The organism is Enterobacter sp. RHBSTW-00901 (assembly GCF_014103115.1).
In the GTDB taxonomy this organism is placed as follows: domain Bacteria; phylum Pseudomonadota; class Gammaproteobacteria; order Enterobacterales; family Enterobacteriaceae; genus Enterobacter; species Enterobacter cloacae_P.
The window spans coordinates 3,670,950-3,696,371 of sequence record NZ_JABXPB010000001.1 but is presented as its reverse complement, the minus strand read 5'-3'; the positions used below and the strand labels follow the sequence as shown (position 1 = coordinate 3,696,371).

At 54.3% G+C, this 25,422-nt stretch carries 24 protein-coding genes; 9 read left to right on the top strand and 15 right to left on the bottom strand.

Annotated elements, in window-relative coordinates; all coding sequences use genetic code 11:
* Positions 1-142: 142 nt before the first annotated feature.
* Complete coding sequence (locus HV318_RS17785; protein WP_182273766.1) at positions 143-1,555, top strand: glycoside-pentoside-hexuronide (GPH):cation symporter; 1,413 nt, start codon at positions 143-145, stop codon at positions 1,553-1,555.
* Entirely contained in the window at positions 1,548-2,498 is a 951-nt protein-coding gene (locus HV318_RS17780) for a glycoside hydrolase family 43 protein (protein ID WP_182273765.1), read from the top strand. Before HV318_RS17785 ends, HV318_RS17780 begins: the two co-directional genes overlap by 8 nt.
* 18 nt (positions 2,499-2,516) lie before the next feature.
* Here the strand turns inward: HV318_RS17780 and ampE are convergent, their stop codons facing one another.
* The gene (gene ampE, locus HV318_RS17775; RefSeq protein WP_182273764.1) at positions 2,517-3,371 is read right to left on the bottom strand and encodes a beta-lactamase regulator AmpE; all 855 of its coding nucleotides are present in this window, start codon (positions 3,369-3,371) and stop codon (positions 2,517-2,519) included.
* Between the two features lie 9 nt (positions 3,372-3,380).
* Positions 3,381-3,932 carry a 1,6-anhydro-N-acetylmuramyl-L-alanine amidase AmpD gene (gene ampD / locus HV318_RS17770; protein ID WP_182273763.1) on the bottom strand — a complete coding sequence of 184 codons (552 nt, stop codon included), beginning with the start codon at positions 3,930-3,932 and terminating at the stop codon, positions 3,381-3,383.
* Between the two features lie 87 nt (positions 3,933-4,019).
* Here ampD and nadC point away from each other — a divergent pair, with 87 nt between their 5' ends.
* The 4 genes from nadC to hofC all read left to right on the top strand — a co-directional run bounded on the left by nadC (position 4,020) and on the right by hofC (position 8,094).
* A complete protein-coding gene (gene nadC, locus HV318_RS17765; protein ID WP_182273762.1) occupies positions 4,020-4,913 on the top strand; it encodes a carboxylating nicotinate-nucleotide diphosphorylase in 894 nt (297 codons plus the stop codon).
* A 175-nt stretch (positions 4,914-5,088) separates the two neighbouring features.
* Positions 5,089-5,526 (top strand): prepilin peptidase-dependent pilin, encoded by a 438-nt coding sequence (gene ppdD, locus HV318_RS17760; RefSeq protein ID WP_182273761.1) that lies wholly within the window; start codon positions 5,089-5,091, stop codon positions 5,524-5,526.
* An 11-nt stretch (positions 5,527-5,537) separates the two neighbouring features.
* Positions 5,538-6,920: a type II secretion system protein GspE gene (gene gspE / locus HV318_RS17755; RefSeq protein WP_182274625.1), complete on the top strand. Its 1,383-nt coding sequence runs from the start codon at positions 5,538-5,540 to the stop codon at positions 6,918-6,920.
* Positions 6,910-8,094, top strand: a complete 1,185-nt coding sequence (gene hofC / locus HV318_RS17750) for a protein transport protein HofC (RefSeq protein WP_182273760.1) — start codon at positions 6,910-6,912, stop codon at positions 8,092-8,094. Before gspE ends, hofC begins: the two co-directional genes overlap by 11 nt.
* 56 nt (positions 8,095-8,150) lie before the next feature.
* On the opposite strand, the gene HV318_RS17745 is transcribed toward hofC, so the two are convergent.
* Complete coding sequence (locus tag HV318_RS17745) at positions 8,151-9,194, bottom strand: GMP reductase (RefSeq protein WP_182273759.1); 1,044 nt, start codon at positions 9,192-9,194, stop codon at positions 8,151-8,153.
* A gap of 228 nt (positions 9,195-9,422) precedes the next feature.
* Here HV318_RS17745 and coaE point away from each other — a divergent pair, with 228 nt between their 5' ends.
* Genes coaE through yacG form a run of 3 tightly spaced genes read left to right on the top strand, consistent with a single transcriptional unit; the run spans position 9,423 to position 10,990 of the window.
* Positions 9,423-10,043: a dephospho-CoA kinase gene (gene coaE, locus HV318_RS17740; protein WP_182273758.1), complete on the top strand. Its 621-nt coding sequence runs from the start codon at positions 9,423-9,425 to the stop codon at positions 10,041-10,043.
* The gene (zapD, locus tag HV318_RS17735; protein ID WP_182273757.1) at positions 10,043-10,786 is read left to right on the top strand and encodes a cell division protein ZapD; all 744 of its coding nucleotides are present in this window, start codon (positions 10,043-10,045) and stop codon (positions 10,784-10,786) included. The genes coaE and zapD overlap by 1 nt, the downstream gene beginning before the upstream one ends.
* A 9-nt stretch (positions 10,787-10,795) precedes the next feature.
* Positions 10,796-10,990: a DNA gyrase inhibitor YacG gene (gene yacG / locus HV318_RS17730; RefSeq protein WP_182273756.1), complete on the top strand. Its 195-nt coding sequence runs from the start codon at positions 10,796-10,798 to the stop codon at positions 10,988-10,990.
* A gap of 25 nt (positions 10,991-11,015) precedes the next feature.
* Here yacG and mutT read toward each other — a convergent pair whose 3' ends face one another.
* The 12 genes from mutT to murD all read right to left on the bottom strand — a co-directional run bounded on the left by mutT (position 11,016) and on the right by murD (position 25,420).
* Positions 11,016-11,417, bottom strand: coding sequence for an 8-oxo-dGTP diphosphatase MutT (gene mutT, locus HV318_RS17725; RefSeq protein ID WP_182273755.1), 402 nt, complete (start codon positions 11,415-11,417; stop codon positions 11,016-11,018).
* Positions 11,418-11,473: 56 nt separating this feature from the next.
* Positions 11,474-14,179 carry a preprotein translocase subunit SecA gene (gene secA / locus HV318_RS17720; protein ID WP_182273754.1) on the bottom strand — a complete coding sequence of 902 codons (2,706 nt, stop codon included), beginning with the start codon at positions 14,177-14,179 and terminating at the stop codon, positions 11,474-11,476.
* Between the two features lie 60 nt (positions 14,180-14,239).
* On the bottom strand, positions 14,240-14,743 hold the full coding sequence (gene secM / locus HV318_RS17715) for a secA translation cis-regulator SecM (RefSeq protein ID WP_182273753.1): 504 nt from the start codon (positions 14,741-14,743) through the stop codon (positions 14,240-14,242).
* 279 nt (positions 14,744-15,022) lie between these two features.
* Positions 15,023-15,940, bottom strand: coding sequence for a UDP-3-O-acyl-N-acetylglucosamine deacetylase (gene lpxC / locus HV318_RS17710; RefSeq protein WP_182273752.1), 918 nt, complete (start codon positions 15,938-15,940; stop codon positions 15,023-15,025).
* 101 nt (positions 15,941-16,041) lie between these two features.
* Positions 16,042-17,193, bottom strand: coding sequence for a cell division protein FtsZ (gene ftsZ, locus HV318_RS17705; RefSeq protein ID WP_131633946.1), 1,152 nt, complete (start codon positions 17,191-17,193; stop codon positions 16,042-16,044).
* 61 nt (positions 17,194-17,254) lie between these two features.
* The gene (gene ftsA, locus HV318_RS17700) at positions 17,255-18,511 is read right to left on the bottom strand and encodes a cell division protein FtsA (protein ID WP_112011125.1); all 1,257 of its coding nucleotides are present in this window, start codon (positions 18,509-18,511) and stop codon (positions 17,255-17,257) included.
* On the bottom strand, positions 18,508-19,350 hold the full coding sequence (gene ftsQ / locus HV318_RS17695; protein ID WP_182273751.1) for a cell division protein FtsQ: 843 nt from the start codon (positions 19,348-19,350) through the stop codon (positions 18,508-18,510). Before ftsQ ends, ftsA begins: the two co-directional genes overlap by 4 nt.
* A gap of 1 nt (position 19,351) precedes the next feature.
* The gene (locus HV318_RS17690; RefSeq protein ID WP_182273750.1) at positions 19,352-20,272 is read right to left on the bottom strand and encodes a D-alanine--D-alanine ligase; all 921 of its coding nucleotides are present in this window, start codon (positions 20,270-20,272) and stop codon (positions 19,352-19,354) included.
* The gene (gene murC, locus HV318_RS17685; RefSeq protein WP_182273749.1) at positions 20,265-21,740 is read right to left on the bottom strand and encodes a UDP-N-acetylmuramate--L-alanine ligase; all 1,476 of its coding nucleotides are present in this window, start codon (positions 21,738-21,740) and stop codon (positions 20,265-20,267) included. Before murC ends, HV318_RS17690 begins: the two co-directional genes overlap by 8 nt.
* 58 nt (positions 21,741-21,798) lie before the next feature.
* Positions 21,799-22,863 carry an undecaprenyldiphospho-muramoylpentapeptide beta-N-acetylglucosaminyltransferase gene (murG, locus tag HV318_RS17680; RefSeq protein WP_182273748.1) on the bottom strand — a complete coding sequence of 355 codons (1,065 nt, stop codon included), beginning with the start codon at positions 22,861-22,863 and terminating at the stop codon, positions 21,799-21,801.
* Positions 22,860-24,104, bottom strand: a complete 1,245-nt coding sequence (gene ftsW / locus HV318_RS17675) for a cell division protein FtsW (protein WP_182273747.1) — start codon at positions 24,102-24,104, stop codon at positions 22,860-22,862. Before ftsW ends, murG begins: the two co-directional genes overlap by 4 nt.
* Positions 24,104-25,420 (bottom strand): UDP-N-acetylmuramoyl-L-alanine--D-glutamate ligase, encoded by a 1,317-nt coding sequence (murD, locus tag HV318_RS17670; RefSeq protein WP_182273746.1) that lies wholly within the window; start codon positions 25,418-25,420, stop codon positions 24,104-24,106. Before murD ends, ftsW begins: the two co-directional genes overlap by 1 nt.
* Positions 25,421-25,422: the final 2 nt, after the last annotated feature.

The following is a 25,422-nucleotide window of genomic DNA, read 5'->3' as shown; positions in this document are numbered from 1 at the left end:
AATGTGGGTACAGGGTGTTGTTACCTCCCTCACAAATTCACGCCAACAGCTCATTTATCCATATCACCGCCTCTATACTGCAACGCATATATTCGCGTGCCAGCGTTTAATTCTCTCCATACCGTAACCCGGAGAGCTGCCAATGGATAACAACAGACTGTCAGTAAAAGAAAAGATCGGCTATGGGATGGGCGATGCAGGATGCAACATCATCTTCGGTGCCATCATGTTGTTTGTTAACTATTTTTATACAGATATTTTTGGCCTGGCACCTGCACTTGTGGGTGTGCTTCTGCTTTCAGTTCGTGTGATTGACGCCGTCACTGACCCCATCATGGGGGCAATTGCCGACCGGACCCGCAGTAAATATGGCCGCTTTCGACCCTGGCTGCTGTGGATTGCCCTCCCCTATGCCCTGTTCAGCATTCTGATGTTCACCACGCCAGAGTGGAGTTATAACAGCAAAGTTATCTATGCCTTTGTCACCTACTTCCTGCTCTCGCTGACCTATACGGCCATCAACATTCCGTACTGCTCGCTGGGTGGCGTAATCACCAACGATCCGAAAGAGCGTGTGGCGTGCCAGTCTTACCGGTTTGTCATGGTGGGCATTGCCACACTGTTGCTTTCACTCACGCTGCTACCAATGGCAGACTGGTTTGGAGGAGAGAACAAAGCCAAAGGCTACCAGATGGCGATGACCGTGCTGGCGCTGATTGGCACCTGTATGTTCCTGTTCTGCTTCGCCACCGTGCGCGAGCGCGTGCGTCCGACGGTACAGACTCACGATGAGCTGAAAAACGATCTCAAAGACGTGTGGAAGAACGATCAGTGGGTGCGCATTCTGCTGTTGACGTTGTGCAACGTCTGCCCGGGCTTTATTCGCATGGCGGCAACCATGTATTACGTCACCTGGGTGATGGGTCAGAGTACGCATTTCGCCACGCTGTTTATCAGCCTCGGTGTGGTGGGGATGATGCTCGGCAGTATGCTGGCAAAAGTGCTGACCGACCGCTGGTGTAAGCTGAAAGTGTTCTTCTGGACCAACATTGTGCTGGCGATTTTCTCCTGCGCGTTCTACTTCTTCGACCCGAAAGCCACAGTCACCATTGTGGTGCTCTACTTCCTGTTGAACATCCTGCACCAAATCCCGTCGCCACTGCACTGGTCGCTGATGGCGGATGTCGATGACTATGGTGAGTGGAAAACCGGGAAACGAATTACCGGGATCAGCTTCTCCGGTAACATCTTCTTCCTCAAGCTGGGGCTGGCAATTGCCGGTGCAATGGTTGGCTTCCTGCTCTCCTGGTACGGTTACGACGCCGGTGCGAAAGCGCAAAGTGCGGATGCCATCAACGGGATCGTGCTGCTGTTTACCGTTATTCCGGGTGTGGGCTACCTCATCACGGCGGGCGTGGTGCGCCTGCTGAAGGTAGATCGCGAGACCATGAAACAGATTCAGGATGACCTGGAAAAGCGTCGCACTAACTACCGCGAACTCAATGATTACCAGGCGGCGTTAAGAACAGAACCTAAAGGAGCACCACATGCATAGCTGGCCAAACCCGTTCATCGAACAACGCGCCGATCCGTATATTCTTTTTCACGAAGGGTATTACTACTTTATCGCCTCGGTTCCTGAATATGACCGCCTGGCGCTCCGCCGTGCCGGTTCACTGGACGGACTACGACGTGCCGACGAGGTGGTCGTATGGCGTAAACCTGACACCGGCCCAATGAGCCAGCTTATCTGGGCACCGGAACTGCATCATATCGACGGCAAGTGGTACATCTATTTTGCGGCCACACACACCCAGGCACTCGACACGCTCGGGATGTTCCAGCACCGCATGTTTGCTCTGGAATGCGCCGACAGCGACCCACTCACCGGCAAGTGGATGGAAAAAGGGCAAATCCAGACGCCGTTCGACACCTTTGCACTGGACGCCACCACCTTTATACACCAGGGCAAACGCTGGTACCTGTGGGCGCAAAAAACCCCGGATATCGCCGGTAACTCCAACCTCTATCTCTGTGAAATGGAGAACCCCTGGACGCTTAAAGGCGAACCGGTGATGCTCAGTAAACCGGAGTATGACTGGGAGTGCCGCGGTTTTTGGGTCAACGAAGGTCCGGCGGTGCTGATGCATGGTGACAAACTGTTTATCAGCTACTCCGCCAGCGCGACCGATGAGAACTACTGCATGGGGTTACTGTGGATAGACAGGAACGCCGACCCGCAAAACCCGACAAACTGGCATAAAACCTCACACCCGGGATTTGTCACCAGCGACGAAAACCGCCAGTATGGACCAGGCCATAACAGCTTCACTCAAACGCCGGAAGGGGAAGATGTGCTGGTGTATCACGCACGTAACTACACTGAAATTGAGGGCGACCCGCTTTACGATCCGAATCGCCATACCCGCCTGAAGCTCATCCACTGGGATGAAAACGGGATGCCTGATTTTGGCATCCCGCCTGCTGATACGCTTTAACCGCTACGGCGCGCTGGCTTAAACCAGCGTGCCGTAAATGGTCAGCAGCGCCACCACAACCACCACGACAAACGATGTTTTCTTCGCCATCGAGACGGCAGATTTTGGTGTTTCAATCTTGTCGGTATGCGGCTCGCGCGCCAGAGAGAACTGCGCCAGGCGCGTTAACACCTGGTATTGCGACGTATGGCGGTCGGTAAGGGACACGAACCACGCGGGCAGCGCTTTTTCACCGTGACCAATTAGCGCGTACACCACACCAACCAGGCGTACCGGAAGCCAGTCAAGCACATGCAGAATGGCATCAATACCGGCCTGCAGGCGCTCATGCGGCGTAAGATAACGGGCAAGCCAGGTCTGCCAGGCGCGCAGGAAGGCGTACCCCATCAGCAAAACCGGCCCCCACGGGCCGCCCACCACGAACCAGAACAGCGGTGCAAGGTAGAAGCGGAAGTTAATCCACAGCAGGGCATTTTGCAGCTCACGCAGAAACTCACGTTCATTGCAGTCCGGCGGGACGCCGTGGATCATGGTTAACTCACTCGCCATTGCGCTACGCGCATGGGCATCATCATGGGATGCGGCTTTCAGATACGCGTGGTAGTGCAAACGAACCTTGCCCGCCCCAATGCACAACACGCCGAGCAGGATCCACAACACCAGCAACGGCACGTTGAAAAAGAGGCCATGAAGTGACCGCAATAGCAGGAACGTAATGGCCATTACACCTGCGGTCATCAGCAACGTACGCAGCATGGAAAAATGCGTAATCCGGCGGAAAAGCACCTCCAGCCGGTGATCCAGTTGCCAGTGCTCACCGAGTTTGAACAGACGTTCAGCGATGATAACCAACAGCATGGTAAACAACGTCATGTTATCTCCTTACTCAGACGAAGCGCTCAGCAAGGCGCGAAACCGGGCCCAGTCAAACGCCGGGCCGGGGTCGGTTTTTCTTGCTGGGGCGATATCACTGTGCCCCGTTATGTTCTCAGCAATGGCGGGGTACAACCCAATCAATGCACGTGTCACACACACCAGTTGCTGATACTGTGCATCGGTGTAGGGCGTCGTGTCAGTACCTTCCAGTTCAATTCCAATGGAGAAATCATTGCAGCGCTCGCGTCCCTGATAAACCGATACACCCGCATGCCAGGCGCGCTTATCAAAAGGAACATACTGAACAACTTCACCATCGCGACGGATCAGACAGTGAGCCGACACGCGCAGATGCGCAATTTCAGCAAAAAAAGGATGGGCATTGGGATCTATCGTTCCCGTGAATAGCGCATCGATCCACGGGCCACCAAACTCACCTGGCGGGAGACTAATATTATGAACCACCAGCAGTGTGGGCTTTTCATCCTCCGGGCGGCAATCGTGGTGCGGCGAGGGCACATGCCGCGCATCCACCAGCCATCCGTTTTCTAACAACATGCTGGAACTCCTTATGTATGGTGCTGTTACTCGGTTCAGAGTAGCATGTTTCAATATTATGATTCGTTACCAATTTGGAGTTTTATCATGCCGCCTCGCCGCTACAACCCCGACCACCGACGTGAAGCGCTTCTGGAACGTATTAATATGGATATTCCGGCAAGCGTTGCCCATGCTCTGAAAGAAGATCTGGGCGGTGACGTTAACGCCGACAAAGATATTACCGCACAATTATTGCCAAAAGAGACACACTCGCACGCCGTGATTATCACCCGCGAAGACGGCGTTTTTTGTGGTAAGCGCTGGGTTGAAGAGGTCTTTACTCAACTGGCCGGCGACGATGTACAAATCACCTGGCATGTCGCTGATGGCGATACCGTTAAGGCAAATCAACCGCTGTTCGAGCTGGATGGCCCATCCCGTGTGCTGCTCACCGGTGAACGTACCGCCCTCAACTTTGTGCAAACCTTGTCGGGCGTGGCCAGCGAAGTACGTCGCTATGTTGACCTGCTGGTTGGTACCCGCACACAGTTGCTGGACACCCGCAAAACGCTGCCGGGCCTGCGCACTGCGCTGAAGTACGCGGTATTATGCGGCGGCGGTGCAAACCATCGTCTGGGGTTATCCGACGCCTTCCTGATTAAAGAGAATCACATCATTGCTTCTGGCTCTGTACGTCAGGCAGTGGAGAAAGCGTTCTGGCTCCACCCGGATGTGCCGGTCGAAGTGGAAGTCGAAAACCTGGAAGAGCTGGAGCAGGCCATTAAGGCCGGAGCCGATATCATCATGCTGGATAACTTTGAAACCGGGCAGATGCGCGAGGCGGTAAAACGCAACAATGGCCGGGCCCAGCTGGAAGTATCCGGTAACGTTACATTCGAAACCATCCGTGAGTTCGCGGAAACCGGCGTCGATTACATCTCCGTCGGTGCGCTCACCAAACACGTACGTGCCCTCGACCTCTCAATGCGTTTCAAATAATAGTGCTTCCCCTCTCCGCCCGGAGAGGGGAAACGTCAGGCCCGCTCGCAAATCTGCTGTTCGTCTCTGCAACCCTGAGCTAAATCCCTGAAAGCCCCTTCACATTCCCTCTTTTGCCTCTCGTTTCTGCCCCTTTGTGCTGCCAGAGTAGCGCCACTTAACCAAAGGAGCTGACATGAACAGACAACAAGGATTTACGCTCATTGAGTTGATGGTGGTGATCGGCATTATTGCCATCCTGAGCGCCATTGGCGTGCCCGCATACCAGAACTATCTGCGCAAAGCGGCATTGACCGACATGCTGCAAACCTTCATCCCGTATCGTACTGCCATTGAGCTTTGCGCACTGGATCATGGCGGTGTGGAAAGCTGTGACGGAGGCAGTAATGGCATCCCTTCTCCCACAACTACACGCTATGTCTCAGGAATGAGTGTGGTGAAAGGCATCGTGATATTAACGGGCCAGGAAAGTCTGAACGGGCTTGACGTGGTCATGACGCCACAATGGAACGATGGCAACGGCATGACGGGCTGGACGCGTGACTGCACTATCAGTAACGACAGCGCGCTCAAACAGGCCTGTGAAGACGTCTTCCGCTTCGACAATAACTGACAGGAGGGATGATGAATTCAGAACAACTCGTCGCTCTGTGCCAGCGTCATCACGCCGTACTACTGACCAGCGATACCGACATGATTAACATTGCCGTGGTGGGAAACCCCGGCACCGAACTGATGGAAGCCCTGCGCTTCGCGACCCAAAAACGCATTGATATCGAGTGCTGGAGTATTGAGCGCATGGAAAAACACCGGCAGATGACCTCACACACACATCTGCCCGTCGTACCAGACTCACGCTCAGCGGTGGATATCCTCAACCACACGCTACAGCTGGCAATAAACCAGCGCGCATCCGACATCCACATCGAACCCATGGAGCACGCCTGCCAGATCCGCTTACGTATTGACGGCGTGCTGTGCCCACAACCACCACTCTCCGCAACGCTGGCGACCATGCTCAGCGCGCGCTTAAAAGTATTGGGTAATCTGGATATTGCGGAACGCCGCTTACCCCAGGATGGGCAGTTTACGGTTGAACTGGCAAACGAGCCGGTCTCTTTCCGCATCGCCACGCTTCCCTGTAGCGGTGGTGAGAAAATTGTGCTGCGCCTGCTTCATCAGGTTCAACAGGCGCTGGAACCTGGAAAGCTGGGGATGAGAGCAGAGCAACTGGCCTGCTTTACCGGGGTGCTCCATAACCCTCAGGGGCTGATTCTGGTCACGGGACCTACCGGCAGCGGCAAAACCGTGACGTTATACAGCGCGTTGCAGGCGCGAAACACCCCGGACGTCAACATCTGCAGTGTGGAAGATCCGATTGAGATCCCACTGGCAGGGTTGAACCAGACGCAGATTAACCCACGTGCGGGCTTAACCTTTCAGAGCGTACTGAGGGCACTTCTGCGCCAGGATCCCGACATTATCATGGTGGGTGAAATTCGCGACGGTGAAACGGCAGAAATCGCCATCAACGCCGCACAGACCGGGCACCTGGTGCTGTCAACGCTGCACACCAACTCAACGGCAGAAGCCCTGGTTCGCCTGCAACAAATGGGGGTTGCTCGCTGGATGCTCTCCTCTGCGTTATCACTGGTGATTGCCCAGCGGCTGGTACGTCGTCTGTGTCCACATTGCCGACAGGAAACCAGCGACCACACAGAATTACCGCGTGCAGTATGGCCCCGCCCGCTCCCGCGCTGGCAGCCTGCAGGTTGCGATCGCTGCTATCACGGGTTTTATGGCCGCGTCGCCATTTTTGAAGTGCTCGCCATCGACAACACACTCCGGCAGGCCATTGCCAGCGGGGCGGCGACAGAGGTGATAGAAGCCAGCGCCCGACAGGCGGGAATGACATCTTTATTTGAACATGGCTGCATGGCCGTTGAGCAAGGGCTGACCACGCTCGAAGAGCTGCTGCGCGTACTGGGAATGCCCGATGGCATCTAATCATCTCTGGCGCTGGCGCGCGCTTTCTCTTGAAGGAGAACCCCAGAACGGGACTCTTTTAGCCCCTGACCGTGAAGCGGCCTTCGCCAGATTGATGAACAAAGGGCTACATCCTCTGACGCTCACCCGGTGCTCACAGGGGCAACGCTGGCGATCCCATCACTGCTACGAGATGTTCCGCCAGCTCGCCACACTTTTGCAGGCGGGTCTAACGTTATCTCACAGCCTGCAAATGCTGGCAGACCAGCATCCGGTACAACAATGGCAGGCGTTGCTGCAAAGCATCGCCGATGATCTTAGCGAAGGGTGCAATTTCTCAGAGGCACTGCAAAAATGGCCTGCAGTATTTAACCCGCTTTATGTTTCTATGGTGAAAACAGGCGAGCTGACGGGAAAACTGGAAGCGTGCTGTCGCCAGCTTGCCCGGCAACAAAAATCTCAGCAGCAACTCAGTGCGAAAGTGAAAAAGGCACTGCGCTACCCGATGATCATCCTGACGCTGGCAGTCCTCGTCGTGCTGGCAATGGTTACGCTGGTCTTACCGGAATTTGCCGCGATCTACAGGACGTTTAACACGCCGCTTCCCCTGCTGACGCAGATGGTCATGGAGTTGGCAGCCTTTATACAGTCCTACGCCATCGCCCTGTTCATGGCACTGCTTCTGCCAGTTGCCATCGCATATAGCCTGCGGCGACATCCTCGCTGGCAGCGAACGCTGTTGCTCATCCCCGTTCTGGGCGCGCTGGCAAGAGGGCAAAAACTGGGGCAAATATTTACCGTGCTGTCACTCACGCAGCAGGCTGGTATTGCATTTTTACAGGGGCTGGAGAGTGCAGAAGACGCCGTTGAGAGCCAGTACTGGCAAGAGAAACTGCGGAACATTCGGGAAGATATCGAAAAGGGTATGCCCGTCTGGTCATCATTCCAGAAGGCGGCAGTCTTTACACCGTTGTGTATTCAACTGGTGCGAACAGGTGAAATATCAGGAGCGCTCGACGTCATGCTGGAGAACCTTGCTCGTCACCACACCGAGCAAACCTTTCAGCTGGCCGATAGCCTGGCGGCGCTTCTGGAACCTTTACTTCTGATAGTGACGGGCGTCATCATCGGCACGCTGGTCGTGGCGATGTATCTGCCGATTTTCCATCTGGGGGATGCGATGAGTGCGGGATAGCGCTGGCGCACGAACATACCCTGAATAATGACGGGGATATGCGCCAGCGAAAGCCATTACAGGCTATTGAATACGCGGTTTTCCTGCTCCTGAACGCGGATAAATGTCGTGCGTTTAGTCAGCTCTTTCAGGCGGGATGCACCAACGTAGGTACAGGCAGAACGCAGACCGCCGAGAATGTCGAGTGCCGTATTATCCACCGGGCCACGCAGAGGCAACTTCACGGTTTTACCTTCTGCCGCGCGGTATTTTGCCACGCCACCAACGTGACGGGTCATCGCGGATTCAGAGCTCATGCCGTAGAACAACATAAATTTCTCGCCATTCTCTTCAACCACGGTACCACCGCTCTCTTCGTGCCCTGCCAGCATTCCGCCGAGCATCACGAAGTCTGCGCCGCCGCCAAAGGCTTTAGCAACATCACCCGGCATAGTACAACCGCCGTCACTGATGATCTGACCGCCCAGACCATGCGCGGCATCGGCACACTCAATCACGGCAGACAGCTGCGGGTAACCCACACCGGTTTTCACGCGAGTGGTACACACGGAGCCCGGGCCAATGCCCACTTTCACGATATCCGCGCCAGAGAGGATCAGCTCTTCACACATTTCACCGGTCACCACGTTGCCCGCGATGATGGTTTTGCCCGGCCACGCTTCACGCGCTTTACTGACGAACTGCACGAAGTGTTCTGAATAACCATTCGCGACATCAATACATACAAAGTTGAGCGCCAGGTTAGCATTCAGGATCTGATTGGTTTTTTCGAAATCTGCATCGGATGTGCCGGTTGAGACCATCAAATGCTTCACCACATCTTCGGATGCCGCTGCAACAAACGCATTCCACTCTTCCGGGCTGTAGTGTTTGTGTACTGCGGTGAGAACATCGAATTTCGCCAGTGCGGTCGCCATCGCGAAGGTTCCGACAGTGTCCATGTTAGCAGCAATGATCGGCACGCCAGACCAGGTCTGACCGGAGTGTTTAAAGGTGAATTGACGTTCGAGTTCAACGTCTGAGCGACTTTTCAGTGTAGAGCGTTTAGGGCGGATAAGAACGTCTTTGAAACCTAACTTCAGATCTTCTTCGATACGCATGTGCAGATTCCTGGGGTTAGAAGCAAATATGTTAAAAGCACAACTCCAGTGACGCTATCATACGCACTAATACCTGCTCCGCAAGACTGCGAAATTCTCTTTTTTTACGCTACAATCCTATAAATTTACCTGGTAAAAAGCCGGTAAAGAGAACTAAACATTTGCGGGCGCACGCTTAAATTTCAACCAACTGATTTTAATAATGAATAATTCCCAGGATTTGATTTAATGGGGTATATCGTCGCATTAACCGGCGGCATCGGTAGTGGCAAAAGTACCGTTGCGGACGCATTTTCTCGTCTGGGTATCACAATTATTGATGCTGATATCATTGCCCGTCAGGTGGTAGAGCCTGATACACCCGCACTAAAGGCCATTGAGGCGCATTTTGGCCCGACAATCATTAACGCAGATGGCACGCTTAATCGCCGCCAGCTTCGTGAATGTATTTTTTCTGATCCTTCAGAAAAAAGCTGGCTCAATGCCCTGCTCCATCCCATTATCCATCAGGAAACCCAGCGTCAGATTGCCGCAGCCATCTCGCCCTATGTTCTGTGGGTGGTTCCGTTGCTGGTAGAGAATAGCCTTCAGAATAAAGCCGATCGGGTTCTGGTCATTGATGTTTCGCCCGAAACGCAGGTCCAGCGAACCGTGGCACGCGACCATGTCTCGCGCGAACATGCTGAACAAATCCTTGCCGCTCAGGCTACGCGCACTCAGCGTCTTGCCGTTGCGGATGATGTTATTGATAATAACGGCGCACCAGATGCCATTGCATCGGATGTTGCCCGTCTGCACGAGCAGTATCTGACGTTCGCCGCGCAGGCCGTTGCACAGGAAAAACCATAATGTCTACTCATATCCTTTTTGAGCACCCGCTTAATGAAAAAATGCGTACCTGGCTGCGTATTGAATTTCTCATTCAACAGCTCTCACAACATCTGCCTGTCAACGATCACGCCACTGCGCTGCATTTCTTCCGCAACGTGGGCGATCTGCTGGATGTGATTGAACGCGGCGACGTCCGCACCGAATTGCTGAAAGAGCTGGAGCGCCAGCAGCGTAAACTGCAGGCCTGGGCGGAAGTTCCGGGCGTTGACCAAAGCCGGATAGACTCCCTGCGTCAGCAGTTGAAAAATAGCAGCAGCATCCTGATGGCTGCCCCCCGTGTAGGGCAATTTTTGCGCGAAGATCGCTTAATTGGTCTGGTACGCCAACGGCTGAGTATTCCAGGTGGATGCTGTAGCTTTGACCTGCCAACACTCCACATGTGGTTGCATATGCCCCAGGAGCAGCGTGATGCGCAGGTTGAAAGCTGGATGACAAGTCTGGAACCAATGCATCAGGCGTTATCGCTGATCCTCGATCTTATCCGCAATTCAGCACCTTTCCGTAAGCAAACCAGTCTGAACGGTTTCTATCAGGATAATGGTGATGATGCCGATCTGTTGCGCCTGAATTTGTCTCTCAGTGACGAACTCTATCCGCAAATTTCCGGGCATAAGAGCCGTTTTGCGATCCGCTTTATGCCGCTGGACAGCGAAAATGGCACCGTGCCGGAGCGTCTCGATTTTGAACTGGCCTGTTGTTAAGGAGTGCCGATGTCTGACGTCACAACCGTAAACTGCCCGACCTGTGGGAAAACTGTCGTCTGGGGCGAAGTGAGTCCGTTTCGCCCGTTCTGTTGTAAGCGCTGCCAGTTAATCGACCTGGGAGAATGGGCGGCGGAAGAGAAACGCATTCCAAGTGAAGGCACCCTCTCTGACAGTGATGACTGGAGTGAAGAGCAGCGGTAGCGTTCAACGCCTGCTGGCACGTCGCTTAGCAGGCCTGGGGTTTTACCACTAATCGCTGGATAACAGGTTCGTTTGCCGGAGGGAATCTTTCGGCATCGCTTGCCTGAAGCTCAATCCAGTTACCCGGTTGTCCCTCTTTACCCCAGGGTTCACCTTCCCAACTTTCCACCAGCCAGAACCACAGTGTGATGTGCCTGTCCGGGAACTGGTATTCGAGTTTATCAAACAGCGTTGCACCCAGTGGGGTTATTCCCACCTCTTCCTGAAGTTCACGAACCAGCGCCTGTTCCGGCGTTTCACCTGACTCGATTTTCCCACCAGGAAATTCCCACTTGTTCGCCATATGGGCGTCGGCGGCACGCTGGGTGATAAAAATTTGGTTTTGCGGGTTGCGAATAATCCCGACGGCAATTTGCAGTATTTTCATATTGTGACTTCCATAAAAAAGGCGCAGATTTCTGCGCCTTTTTGTTTTTTATGATCTTAGTTCAGACGACCGTGGCACGCCTTGTATTTTTTACCGGAACCACATGGGCATGGATCGTTACGCCCTACTTTACGATCGCCGGTCTGCGCTGCGATCGCCGCAGCAGCTTCGCTGTCGTCAGTCTGGTGGCTCAGCTGTTGCATCTGCGCCAGACGTTCAGCCTCTTCACGACGCTGTTGTTCCATCGCTTCCACTTCTTCCGGCATACGCACCTGGACTTTGCTCAGGGTGCTGATCACTTCATACTTCAGCGATTCCAGCATAGAAGCAAACATAGAGAAGGATTCACGCTTGTATTCCTGCTTCGGATCTTTCTGCGCATAGCCACGCAGGTGGATACCCTGACGCAGGTAGTCCATTGCCGCCAGGTGTTCTTTCCACAGGGAGTCCAGCGTCTGCAGCATCACGCCTTTCTCGAAGTGGCGCATCATCTCAGCACCAACCACCTCTTCCTTACGCTTGTAAACCTCCAGTGCGGTTTCGTAGATACGTTCGCGCAGGGTTTCTTCATGCAGCTCAGGCTCTTTGTCCAGCCACTCTTTGATTGGCAGCTCAAGGTCGAAGTCGTTTTTCAGGCGTTCCTGCAGGCCTTCGATATCCCACATCTCTTCCAGAGACTGAGGTGGAATGTGCGCGTCGATAGTCGCTTTGAACACGTCTTCGCGGATGCTGTTGATGGTTTCGCTTACATCAGACACATCCAGCAGTTCGTTACGTTGGGTGTAGATCGCGCGGCGCTGATCGTTAGCAACGTCATCGTATTCCAGCAGTTGTTTACGAATATCGAAGTTGCGGCTTTCCACTTTACGCTGTGCATTGGCAATCGCTTTGGTCACCCACGGGTGCTCAATGGCTTCGCCTGGTTTCATACCCAGTTTACGCATCATGCCGGAAACACGGTCGGAGGCGAAAATACGCATCAGCGCATCTTCCATAGACAGGTAGAAGCGGGAAGAACCGGCATCACCCTGACGACCCGCACGGCCACGCAGCTGGTTATCGATACGGCGAGATTCATGACGCTCAGTACCAATGATGTGCAGACCGCCAGAAGCCAGAACCGCATCATGGCGAACCTGCCAGTCTGCTTTAATCTGGGCAATCTGTTCTGGCGTTGGGTTTTCCAGCTCCGCCACTTCGGCCTGCCAGCTACCACCCAGCATAATGTCGGTACCACGACCAGCCATGTTGGTGGCGATGGTCACAGCAGCCGGGTAACCCGCCTGCGCGACAATGTCCGCTTCTTTGGCGTGGAACTTGGCGTTCAGTACGTTGTGTTTGATACCCGCTTTGGTCAACTCATTCGAAACCACTTCGGATTTCTCGATGGAGATGGTACCCACCAGCACCGGCTGGCCGTTAGCGGTACGTTCACGAATATCTTCGATGATGGCCTGAATTTTTTCCGCTTCGGTCATGTATACCAGATCCGCCATATCCTTGCGGATCATTGGACGGTTGGTTGGCACCACCACGGTATCCAGTTTGTAGATGGAGCTGAACTCAAACGCTTCGGTATCTGCCGTACCGGTCATCCCCGCCAGCTTCTCGTACAGACGGAAATAGTTCTGGAAGGTGATGGACGCCAGCGTCTGGTTTTCGTTTTGAATATCAACGCCTTCTTTGGCTTCAACAGCCTGATGCAGGCCGTCAGACCAGCGACGACCCTGCATGGTACGGCCAGTGTGTTCATCAACGATGATGACTTCACCGTCTTTCACGATGTAGTCGACATCACGCGTGAACAGCGCATGAGCGCGCAGTGCCGCCGTCACGTGGTGCATCAGCATGATGTTGCTCGGGGAATACAGGGATTCACCCTCGTCCATGATGTCCTGCGCAACCAGCAGTTCTTCAATTTTCACCAGACCGCGTTCAGTCAGGTTCACCTGGCGTGCTTTTTCATCTACGGAGAAATGGCCTTCACCCTGGAAGGTATCGGAGTCTTCTTTCTCCTGGCGCAGCAGGTGTGGAATGATTTTGTCGACTTTACGGTACATGTCAGAGCTGTCTTCGGCCGGGCCGGAGATGATCAGCGGAGTACGCGCTTCATCGATCAGGATGGAGTCCACCTCATCCACCAGCGCATAGTGCAGTTTACGCTGTACACGCTCTTCAGGGCTGAACGCCATGTTGTCACGCAGGTAATCGAAGCCGTATTCGTTGTTGGTACCGTAGGTGATGTCTGCATTATACGCATCACGCTTGGCTGGCGCTGGCTGGCCGGACATGTTGATGCCCACGGTCATGCCTAAGAATTCGAACAGAGGACGGTTATTTTCGGCATCACGCTGTGCCAGGTAGTCGTTGACGGTAACGACGTGAACGCCTTTACCGCTCAGTGCGTTGAGGTATGCAGGCAGCGTTGCCGTCAGGGTTTTACCTTCACCGGTACGCATTTCTGCGATGCAGCGATCGTTAAGCACCATACCACCCAGCAGCTGTACGTCGAAGTGTCGCATACCGAACACGCGCTTACTCGCTTCACGCACAACAGCAAAAGCTTCCGGGATCAGGTTTTCTAAGGATTCACCCTTTTCCAGACGCGCACGGAATTCGGCGGTTTTCGCTTTCAGCTCATCGTCAGACAGCTTCTCCATCGCCGGTTCCATACCATTGATGACGGTGACGGCTTTACGCATACGGCGCAGGGTACGATCGTTACGACTACCAAAAACTTTGGTCAATAATTTGATTAACATAATAAATTCTCAAACGCCCCATAATGGGCAGATAAATTAAGGTATTGAAAAAGCGTTAATTTAGCTGAGGCGTTGAGGCCCGGCGCGAATGCCGTGAACCTGGCTAATCCATGTCGAGACAGAGAATGTGACCGGTGGAACGAATACGATTTGCGCCGTCTGACGAACCATAACCGGCGGCTGGCTGTCCTGCGTGAGCAGCGCGTTGAGCGTGTCCAGCAGGGCAAGGTGCTGAGCCTGAACCGGCAGCGTCTCTTCTGCCACAGGCATCGCCTGCGGTGCCATCGCAAAGGACAGGTGGCGGATAACCGTACGAATGGCGTGCTGATGCCAGTAATCAACCGAGAAATTCGGGCGGCGATTAGCTTCCAGCAATGCAAGGTTAGTAAAGTTAACCCGCGTGGTGAGATCGTGTTTGGTTGTGGAGGTCTTCGTCGGTGTTGCCGCTTCAGCACTGTTGCTGAGCGCAGGCAAGCCGAGGCTCGCCGCGACCATCCCTAATAAGAGATGCGGCCAGAAGTAACGTCTGCCAAATTGTCGCCAGCGCGTCAGTATTCCGCTCACCTGCTCCACCACATAAGCCAGCCTTGTACAGGCTGAGTTCAGTTATTCTTTTTAGCGCCCAGATATTACCACTAAAGCCAGTACACAGCAGCAGGAATGACGTATCGCAGCGGGGAAAAACGGTCAAGAATGCAGCTAACGCACAGATTTTCCACGCCCGACAAGCGAGAGGAAGAACGGGAGCAAAAAAGAAGAAGGGTAAAAATAAAAACGACTGGTCTTCCTGGCCGGAGAGAGTACCAGGTTAACCAGTCGATTTTTTACGAACGGTGTAAACCGTTACGCCAGAACCATGCTTGGTGCTTTGAAAGCCAGCGGCAGTTCAGCGTCATCCTGGAAGGTCACATATTCCCAGGCTTCCTGTTTTGCCAGGACGGCCTGCAACAATTTGTTGTTCAGTGCATGACCGGATTTAAACGCGGTAAATGCACCAATGATATTGTGACCACACATGAACAGGTCGCCGATCGCATCCAGCATTTTGTGACGAACGAATTCATCTTCGAAACGCAGACCGTCTTCGTTCAGTACGCGATAATCGTCAACAACGATGGCACAATCGAAGCTGCCGCCCAGGCACAGGCCACGGGACTGCAGATATTCGATATCACGCATAAAGCCGAAAGTACGTGCACGACTGATCTGGCGCATAAACGCATCAGCTGAGAAGTTCATCGCATAGCGCTGGGTGCTGGAGTCAATCGCCGGATGGTTAAAGTCGATGGTAAAGTCCAACGAGAAACCATTGTACGGTTTGAATTCAGCCCACTTGTCGCCATCTTCGACGCGAACAGTCTCTTTGATGCGAACAAATTTCTTCGCGCAGTTCAGTTCTTCGATGCCAGCATCCAGCAACAGATAAACGAACGGAGCAGCACTACCATCCATGATCGGGATTTCTGGCGCATCGACTTCAATAACAATGTTGTCGATACCCAGGCCCGCCAGGGCGGCGTTCAGATGCTCTACGGTAGAAATCCGCACGTCATGCTCGTTCACCAGGCAAGTACAGAGCATAGTATCACGCACAGATTTGGCATCGGCCGGAAAATCTACCGGTGGATTCAAGTCGGTGCGACGATAGATGACCCCGGTATTGGCCGGCGCAGGGCGCAACGTCAGGGTGACTTTCTTGCCGGTATGTAAACCGACGCCAGTCGCCTGAACGATACGTTTAAGTGTCCTTTGTTTGATCATCGTATAATCTCGCCAAATTAACTATCCAACCGAGAGTGTATATCACTATCGGTGGGCCAGTTTAGCACAAAGAGCGAAAATCCCCAAATTCCAGCCAATTCTTAGTCAGCTTGCTTACGCAGGAACGCCGGAATATCCAGATAATCTGGCTCTTTTGCCGTTTGTGGAGTGGTATCGTTAACCACTTTCGCCGCTGGTTTCTGCTCTTGAGTCAGAGGAGCCATACCGTGCTGCTGGTAACGATCCATGACCGGCTGCTGAGTCTGCTTGTTGGTCACCAGAGTGATCTCAGGACGCTTGTCCATACCGATACCGGTGGCAACAACAGTCACGCGCAGCTCGTCGTTCATTTCCGGGTCAAGGGATGTACCGATTACCACGGTAGCGTTGTCAGAGGCGAACGCACGGATGGTGTTACCCACGGTTTCGAACTCATCCAGACGCAGGTCAAAGCCAGCGGTAATGTTGACCAGCACGCCGCGCGCACCAGACAGGTCGATATCTTCCAGCAGTGGAGAAGAGATAGCCATTTCAGCAGCTTCTTCCGCACGGTCTTCACCGCTCGCCACGCCAGAACCCATCATCGCGTAGCCCATTTCGGACATCACGGTGCGAACGTCTGCAAAGTCAACGTTCATCAGGCCAGGACGGGTAATCAGTTCAGCGATACCCTGAACCGCGCCTTTCAGCACGTCGTTGGCTGCACCAAAGGCATCCAGCAGGGAGATACCGCGACCCAGAACTTTCAACAGTTTGTCGTTCGGGATGGTAATCAGAGAGTCCACGTGTTTGGACAGCTCGGTGATACCCTGCTCCGCGAAAGCCATACGCTTCTTGCCTTCAAAGTTGAAAGGCTTAGTCACGACAGCAACGGTCAGAATACCTAAATCTTTTGCTACTTCGGCCACAACAGGTGCCGCGCCGGTACCGGTACCGCCGCCCATGCCCGCTGCGATAAAGACCATGTCCGCACCTTCCAGTGCAGCACGCAGGGCCTCGCGATCTTCTTCAGCCGCATTGCGACCCACTTCCGGGTTAGCCCCAGCGCCCAGACCTTTGGTGATACCACCACCAATCTGGATAGTCTGGCCTACAGCCGTCTTACGCAATGCCTGTGCATCGGTGTTGACCGCAAAGAATTCAACGCCTTCAATGCGCTCACGCACCATATGCTCTACGGCATTACCGCCGCCGCCACCGACGCCGATGACTTTAATCACCGCGTCGTTGGTTAATTCCATTGGTTCAAACATAGTTTCTCTCCGTTGTGCCTGTCGCCCGAGACCGCTAATTCTCTCCGGTCTCTTAAAAAAATTAAAACTCTTTTCGCAACCAGGTATTAAGTCGTTTGACCCACGACCCCACTGATACGCGTTTTTCCACTTCTGCTTCGCCACTGAGATGGGATTCTTTCCCATAATGAAGCAGTCCCACAGCCGTTGAATAGTACGGCTCCTGAGCATAATCCGTTAAACCGGTGATATTCAGCGGCGCACCAATACGCACTTGCGTATGGAACACGCGCTGAGCGCAGGCCGCAAGACCTTCAATTTGCGCTGCCCCGCCGGTTAATACAATCCCCGCGGCAAGATGATGTTTAACACCCTGCTGGCGAAGCTGTTCCTGTAACTGCAAAATCTCTTCGTTGACCAGGTTGAGCAGCTCGGTATAGCGCGGCTCAATCACCTCTGCCAACGTCTGGCGCTGCAGGCTACGTGGCGGACGACCGCCTACGCTCGGCACTTCAACGCTCTCATCTTTGCCAACGATAGAACCCAGTGCACAACCGTGGCGCACTTTGATGGCCTCTGCATCGCTCGGTGGCGTACCAAAGGCGTAGGCAATATCGCTGGTCACAACGTTCCCTGCGTAAGGGATCACTTTGGTGTGGCGCAGAGCACCGCCGGTATACACGGCGATGTCCATTGTACCACCACCAATATCGACCACACAGACGCCCAGTTCACGTTCATCTTCGGTCAGCACGGAATAACTTGCGGCCAGACCGGCGAAAATAAGTTGGTCAACTTTCAGGCCACAACGTTCAACGGCTTTGACAATGTTCTTCGCCATATCGTTGTGGCAGGTGATCAGGTGCACTTTGGCCTGCATACGCACGCCGGACAGACCTACCGGGTTTTTGATCCCTTCCTGGTAGTCAATCGCATACTCCTGCGGGATCACATGCAGCACGCGATGCTCATCGCGGACACGCACGGATTTCGCCGTGTGCACAACGTTCTCCACGTCTTCCTGCGTCACTTCTTCTTCGGAAATCGGTACCATGCCAATTTCGTTCTGGCAGCTAATGTGCTTGCCAGAAAGGGCCAGATAGACAGAGGAAATCTGGCAATCTGCCATCAATTCAGCCTGATCGATGGCGCGCTGTACGCATTTCACCACCGACTCAAGATCGTTTACCCCACCTTTATCCATACCACGGGATGGGCAACTGCCCACGCCAATGATATTGACCATACCGTCGGGCAGAACTTCCCCTACTAAAGCGGCAACCTTCGCGGTGCCAATCTCCAGTCCAACTACCAGTTTTCTGTCCGTCGCCTTGATCATTGTTGTTTTGCCTGTACCTGTGCCTGATTCTGTTGCTGATTAGGTTCCTCGACCGGAGCCGGTTCCCAACCGACTGCTGCGCCTGAGTCATAGCGCAAATCAACGTAGCTTATCCGTTTGCCGTCCGTCTGTGCCTGCTGCTGTAAAACCGGGTAAAGTTCTACAAAACGCGCCAGACGTTTCATTGTGTCGCCGCGGCCCAGGTTGAGCTTAATGCCATTCGTTAACGTCAGTTGCCATGAACGGCGTGCCGTCATTGCTGCATCTTTTAACGTAAACCTGTCCTTCGCCAGCACCTGACCCATATCACGAAAACCTTGTAACACTTCGTTTTCGCTACCTTCCGGGCCGTACAACATCGGTAAATTTTGCTTGTTAACACGATCGGCCGGGACGCTGAAGGAATTTCCATCTACGTCAACCATGTGCTGATCATTCCAACGCGCAATGGGCACATATTCAACCAGATGAATCTTCAATTCATCAGGCCATTGCTTTCTTACGCTCGCCTGTTTTATCCACGGCAGACGTTCAATCTGGCTCTGGATGATATTGACGTCCTGAGTCATAAAAGTGCCAGGCGGCCCCAGTGCCAGAATAGACTGGCGAATATCATCGTTACGCGTGTAGTGACGCTCACCGGTTACTGCCAGCTTCGAGAGCGGTAACCGCTGCGCATCTTCCATCCAGCCCAGCACCATCCAGCCGCTGATAAACACGGTACACAGCACACCCAACAGGAAAATAATCCCTGCAAGACGCGTTCCATTACTCCGCCGTGAAGAAGAATATTCGTCTTCATCGTCGCGGTTACGCGTGTTCAATGCAGCCTGAGACATATCAGCCCGCCTGGTCCAGAATACGTACGACTAACTGCGAGAAACTCATTCCCGCCTGACGCGCAGCCATCGGCACAAGGCTGTGGCTGGTCATGCCTGGAGAAGTATTCGCTTCCAGCAAATAAAATTGCCCGTCACTGTCGAGCATCACATCAATGCGTCCCCAGCCACTGCACCCCAGAATATTCCAGGCTTTCAGTACCAGGGACTGTAAATCTGCTTCACGTTCAGCTTCAAGACCACCAGGACAAAAATATTGCGTCTCATCAGAGAGATACTTCGCCTCATAATCATAGAATACTCCGGCGGGTTGGATACGAATTGACGGTAAAATTTCTTCGCCAAGCATCGCAACGGTAAATTCCGGTCCGCTGAGCCATTTTTCAATCAGAACTTCTTCATCATGTTGAAATGCCAGTGCTAAAGCGGAGGATAAATCTTCAGCTTTATCGACTTTGGACATCCCTACGCTCGACCCTTCACGGCTGGGCTTTACAATAACCGGTAACCCCAGCCCTGCAATGCGTGTATTAACGCTGTCCGACAGGCCCAATTCAAACTCGCGGCGCGTTAATGCAACCCACGGCGCGACAGGCAGACCCGCCCCCTGCCACAGCAGCTTGCTGCGCAGTTTATCCATTGAGAGTGCGGATGCCATCACGCCACTGCCGGTATACGGCATGCCAATCAAATCCAGCAGCCCCTGCAGAGTACCGTCTTCGCCACCGCGGCCATGTAACGCAATAAAGACTTTATCGAAGCCCATTGCTTTTAGCTGCGTCACATCGACCTCTTTCGGATCGACCAGGTGCGCATTTACACCGCCTTCACGCAGGCCAGCCAGTACGGCAGCACCTGAATTCAGAGAGACCTCGCGCTCAGCAGAGGTGCCGCCAAACAGGACAGCAATCTTATCAGCCATGATGCTCATCCTCTTGAGTGTGCGGCTTCAGTTTGATTTCGGCTAAGGTACGGGCGATTTTACCGATATTTCCCGCCCCCTGAATCAGAATCAAATCGTTCCCCGTCAGAACAGGAGCCAGAATTTCAGCCGCCTGAGCAGGGTCAGAAACCAAAATAGGGTCTACTTTACCGCGTCCACGAATGGTACGACACAAAGAACGGCTATCCGCCCCCGGAATCGGAGTTTCGCCCGCTGCATAAACATCCAGCATCAGTAGCGTATCAACCTGCGACAACACGCTGGCGAAATCGTCATACAGATCGCGGGTACGGGTGAAGCGGTGCGGCTGGAAGATCATTACCAGATTCTTCTCCGGCCAGCCCGCACGCGCCGCTTTGATAGTCGCATCCACTTCGGTTGGGTGGTGACCATAGTCGTCCACCAGCATTGCGGTACCCGGCTTACCATTCACCGCATCCAGCGGGAATTCACCGAGGAAGTCGAAACGACGACCCGTGCCCTGGAAGCTTTCCAGCGCGCGCAGTATCGCGTCGTCATCAATGCCTTCTTCCGTTGCGACGGCAACCGCCGCTGCGGCATTCAGGGCGTTGTGGCGTCCAGGGGCATTCAACGTCACATGCAGCAGATCTTTATCCTGACGCGCCAGAGTGAAATGCCCCTGCGCGCCAATCTGTTTGTAATCTTCCACACGAACGTCAGCGTCTTCACTGAAGCCGTAGGTGGTGATTTGACGCCCGACGCGCGGCAACAGCTCGCGGATCACCGGATCGTCCACACACATCACCGCGCGACCATAAAACGGCAGGTTGTGCAGGAAGTTAATAAAGGTCTGTTTTAAATTCTCGAAGTCGCCCTGGTAGGTATCCATGTGGTCAGCTTCGATGTTGGTGACAATCGCCACCATCGGCTGCAGATGCAGGAACGATGCATCGCTCTCATCCGCTTCCGCAATCAAATAACGGCTGTGTCCCAGACGCGCATGCACGCCTGCTGCTTTCACCAGACCGCCGTTGACGAACGTCGGGTCAAGGCCTGCTTCAGCATAAATACTGGAAACCATCGCCGTGGTCGTGGTTTTACCGTGCGTCCCGGCAATCGCAATACCGTGACGGAAACGCATCAGTTCAGCCAGCATCTCGGCGCGGCGGATCACCGGAATACGCGCTTCATGCGCGGCAACAATTTCCGGGTTATCGGCAGAGATGGCGCTGGATACCACCACCACGCTCGCATCGCGCACGTTTTCCGGGCGATGATTGAAATAGATAGTCGCCCCAAGCGACGCCAACTGCTGCGTAACAGGGTTTGGGGCCAGGTCAGAACCACTGATCTGGTAACCTTCGTTAGCTAACACTTCGGCAATACCGCCCATGCCAGCACCACCGATGCCAACGAAGTGAATGTGCCGGACGCGACGCATCTCGGGCACGATTGAACGCAGTTTCGCCAGTTGTTGTGTATTCATTCTCTAAACGCCATCGACTACTTAAAAAATTCGTGCAGCGCAACACGCGCTGCGAGGGTTAAGCCTGGGCTGCCAGACTCACTTCTTTTGCCACCCGTTCAGTCGCATCCGGGATAGCGGCCGCGCGTGCGCGTTGTGCCATCTCCAGCAATGCTTCTCTGTTCCAGCCCACCAGGGTGGTGGCGACCGCATCGGCGGTAAATTGTGGCTGTTCAAAAATTTTCGCGGCTCCGGCTTTCTCAAGCGGCAGCGCATTCCAGTACTGCTGCCGGTCTTTGTGCTGGAATGGCACAAACAGGGCAGGCAAACCGGCGGCGGCGATTTCACTCACCGTCAATGCGCCGGAGCGGCAAACCACGACGTCGGCCCATGCATAAGCGGCAGCCATGTCGTCGATAAATTCGGTCACTCTATGTTGAGGCTGACCGACATCAGAGTAAGCCTGCTCAACGGTCTGCTGAGCACCTTTACCGCTTTGATGCCAGATAGTCACTGCATCACCCAGTTTTGCGGCAACCTGCGGCATCGTCTGGTTTAAAATGCGCGCCCCCTGAGAGCCGCCGACAACCAGCACACGAACCGGCCCTTCACGGCCATTCAGTCGGGCATCTGGCAACGGCAGCGCCAGCACGTCTACACGCACCGGGTTACCCACCACATCCGCTTTCGGGAATGCGCCGGGAAATGCCTGCATGACTTTAGTGGCAATCTTCGCCAGCCATTTGTTGGTCAGACCGGCAATGCCGTTCTGTTCATGCAGCACAACGGGAATACCCAGCGACCACGCCGCCAGCCCACCAGGGCCTGAGACATAGCCGCCCATTCCCAGCACCACGTCCGGCTTGAAGCGCTTCATGATGGTGCGCGCCTGACGCCAGGCGTTAAAAATGCGTACCGGAGCCAGAAGCTGGGCCTTAATACCTTTGCCACGGAGTCCGGAAATACGAATAAAGTCGATCTCAATACCGTGTTTCGGCACCAGGTCGGCTTCCATGCGGTCTGCGGTTCCCAGCCAGCGTACCTGCCAGCCCTGATCCATTAAATGGTGCGCAACCGCAAGCCCCGGGAACACATGCCCACCGGTACCGCCAGCCATCACCATTAACCGCTTCGGTTGATTCATCGTGAACCTCGTGTAAACGCCTGAGCTTTCTCCAGACGCGTTTCATAATCTATGCGTAACAACAACATGATGGCCGTCGACATGATCAACAGACTCGAACCACCATAACTGATTAACGGCAACGTCAGACCTTTGGTCGGCAGCATACCCGCCGCGGCCCCGACGTTTACCAATGCCTGGAAGCTAAACCAGATACCAATTGAGCAGGCTAAGAAACCTGAGAAGCGGTGATCGATCTCCAGCGCTTTCCGCCCGATTGACATGGCACGGAAAGCGACGAAGAATACCATTAATAGTGCTAATACCACACCGATATAACCCAGTTCTTCCCCAATAATGGAGAAGATGAAGTCAGTATGCGCTTCGGGTAAATACTCCAGTTTCTGCACTGAGTTGCCCAGACCTTGCCCCCAGACTTCACCGCGACCGAACGCCATCAGCGACTGTGTCAGCTGATAACCGCTGCCGAATGGGTCTTCCCACGGGTTCCAGAATGAGGTGACGCGACGAATACGGTACGGCTCAGCGAGGATCAGCAGCACAACCGCCGAGATCCCCATCCCGATGATGGCGATAAACTGCCACAGCTTCGCCCCCGCCAGGAACAGCATCGCCAGCGTGGTCACAAACAGTACCACCACGGTACCCAGGTCAGGCTGCGCAAGCAGTAAGACCGCCAGCACCAGGATAACCCCCATCGGTTTTAAGAAGCCACGAAGGTTGTTACGCACTTCGTCAACTTTACGCACCAGGTAGTTAGCCAGATAGCAGAACAGTGACAGTTTGGTGAACTCCGCCGGCTGAATACGCAGTGGACCAAAAGCAATCCAGCGCGATGCCCCGTTTACGGAACTCCCCACCACCAGTACGATCAGCAGCATGATGATCGAAGCGATCAGCATCGCTGTGCTGTGTCGCTGCCAGAACTCCATCGGCAGACGTAAGGTCACCAGCGCCAGACAGAATGCCAGGATGATGTAAAGACCATCACGCTTGGCAAACAGGAAGGGATCATTAGCCAGTCGCTGCCCGACCGGCATCGATGCCGACGTCACCATGATAAAGCCGATCGCCGCCAACCCCAGCGTGAGCCAGAACAGCGTGCGGTCGTACATGATCAGGCTATCGGAATCTTTATCCCGTGAAGCCATCACCCAGCCTTTCAGTGCCGTGAACAACCACACCAGAATTCCAAATCCTGGCAGGCGCGGCATTCTCAGGCGAGGGAGAGAGAAACGCATCAGCCTAACTCCTTCGCCAGACGGGTAAAGACATCACCACGCTGTTCGAAATTCTTGAATTGATCGAGACTGGCGCACGCCGGAGAGAGCAGTACCATATCGCCAGACTTCACGCGTGGGGCAATAAGCCGCATCGCTTGTTCCATTGTCTCAGTTTGCTCGGCAATCTCAGGACGCAGTTCCGCCAGTTCATGACCATCGCGACCAAAGCAGTAAAGGCGGATGTTGTCCCCGGCAAGGTAGCGCTTCAGCGAGGAGAAATCGGCCGATTTACCGTCGCCGCCAAGCAGCAAATGCAGCGTGCCGTCAACGTGCAGGCCATTCAGCGCAGCCTCTGTACTTCCCACGTTGGTGGCTTTTGAATCGTTAATCCAGCGTACGCCGTTATGCTCCAGCGCCAGCTGGAAACGGTGCGCCAGGCCGGTAAAGGTGGTCAGTGCTTTCAGGCTGGAAGAACGCGGCAGGCCAACGGCATCCGCCAGCGCCAGTGCCGCCAGAGCATTGGTGTAGTTATGCTGCCCAGAAAGCTTCATCTCTTTCACGTTCAGCACTTTCTCACCCTTCACGCGCAGCCAGGTTTCACCCTGCTGACGGTTCAGATGATAGTCACCCATAGTAATGCCGAAGCTGATGCAGCGCTCGTCCGCGCCGCGCACCGGCATGGTCAGCGCGTCATCGGCATTGACGACGCACACGTTGGCATTTTCATAAACACGCAGTTTGGCCGCGCGGTACTGCTGCAGACCAAATGGATACCTGTCCATATGATCTTCGGTAACGTTCAGGATCGTCGCAGCCGCCGCATGCAGGCTGGAAGTTGTTTCCAGCTGGAAGCTCGAAAGCTCCAGTACATACAGCTCGCAGCCCTGATCCAGCAGCATGAGTGCAGGCAAACCGATATTGCCGCCCACCCCCACGTTCATGCCCGCCGCTTTCGCCATCTCACCCACCAGCGTGGTGACGGTGCTTTTACCGTTAGAGCCGGTAATGGCAATAACCGGTGCCTGCGCTTCGCGGCAGAACAGTTCGATATCACCCACAATCTCAACGCCCGCATCAGCGGCAGCGCTCAGTGAAGGATGTGCCAGCGCCATACCCGGGCTGGCAACAATCAGATCGGCCGCCAGCAGCCAGTCATCATTCAGACCACCAAGGTGGCGTTCAACCTGTTCTGGCAGTTTGTCCAGACCCGGCGGAGAAACACGCGTATCCATCACACGCAGCGTAACGCCACGTGCGAGGAAAAAGTCCACGCAGGAAAGGCCTGTCAGACCCAACCCGATGATAACGACTTTTTTGCCCTGGTAATCTGCCATGA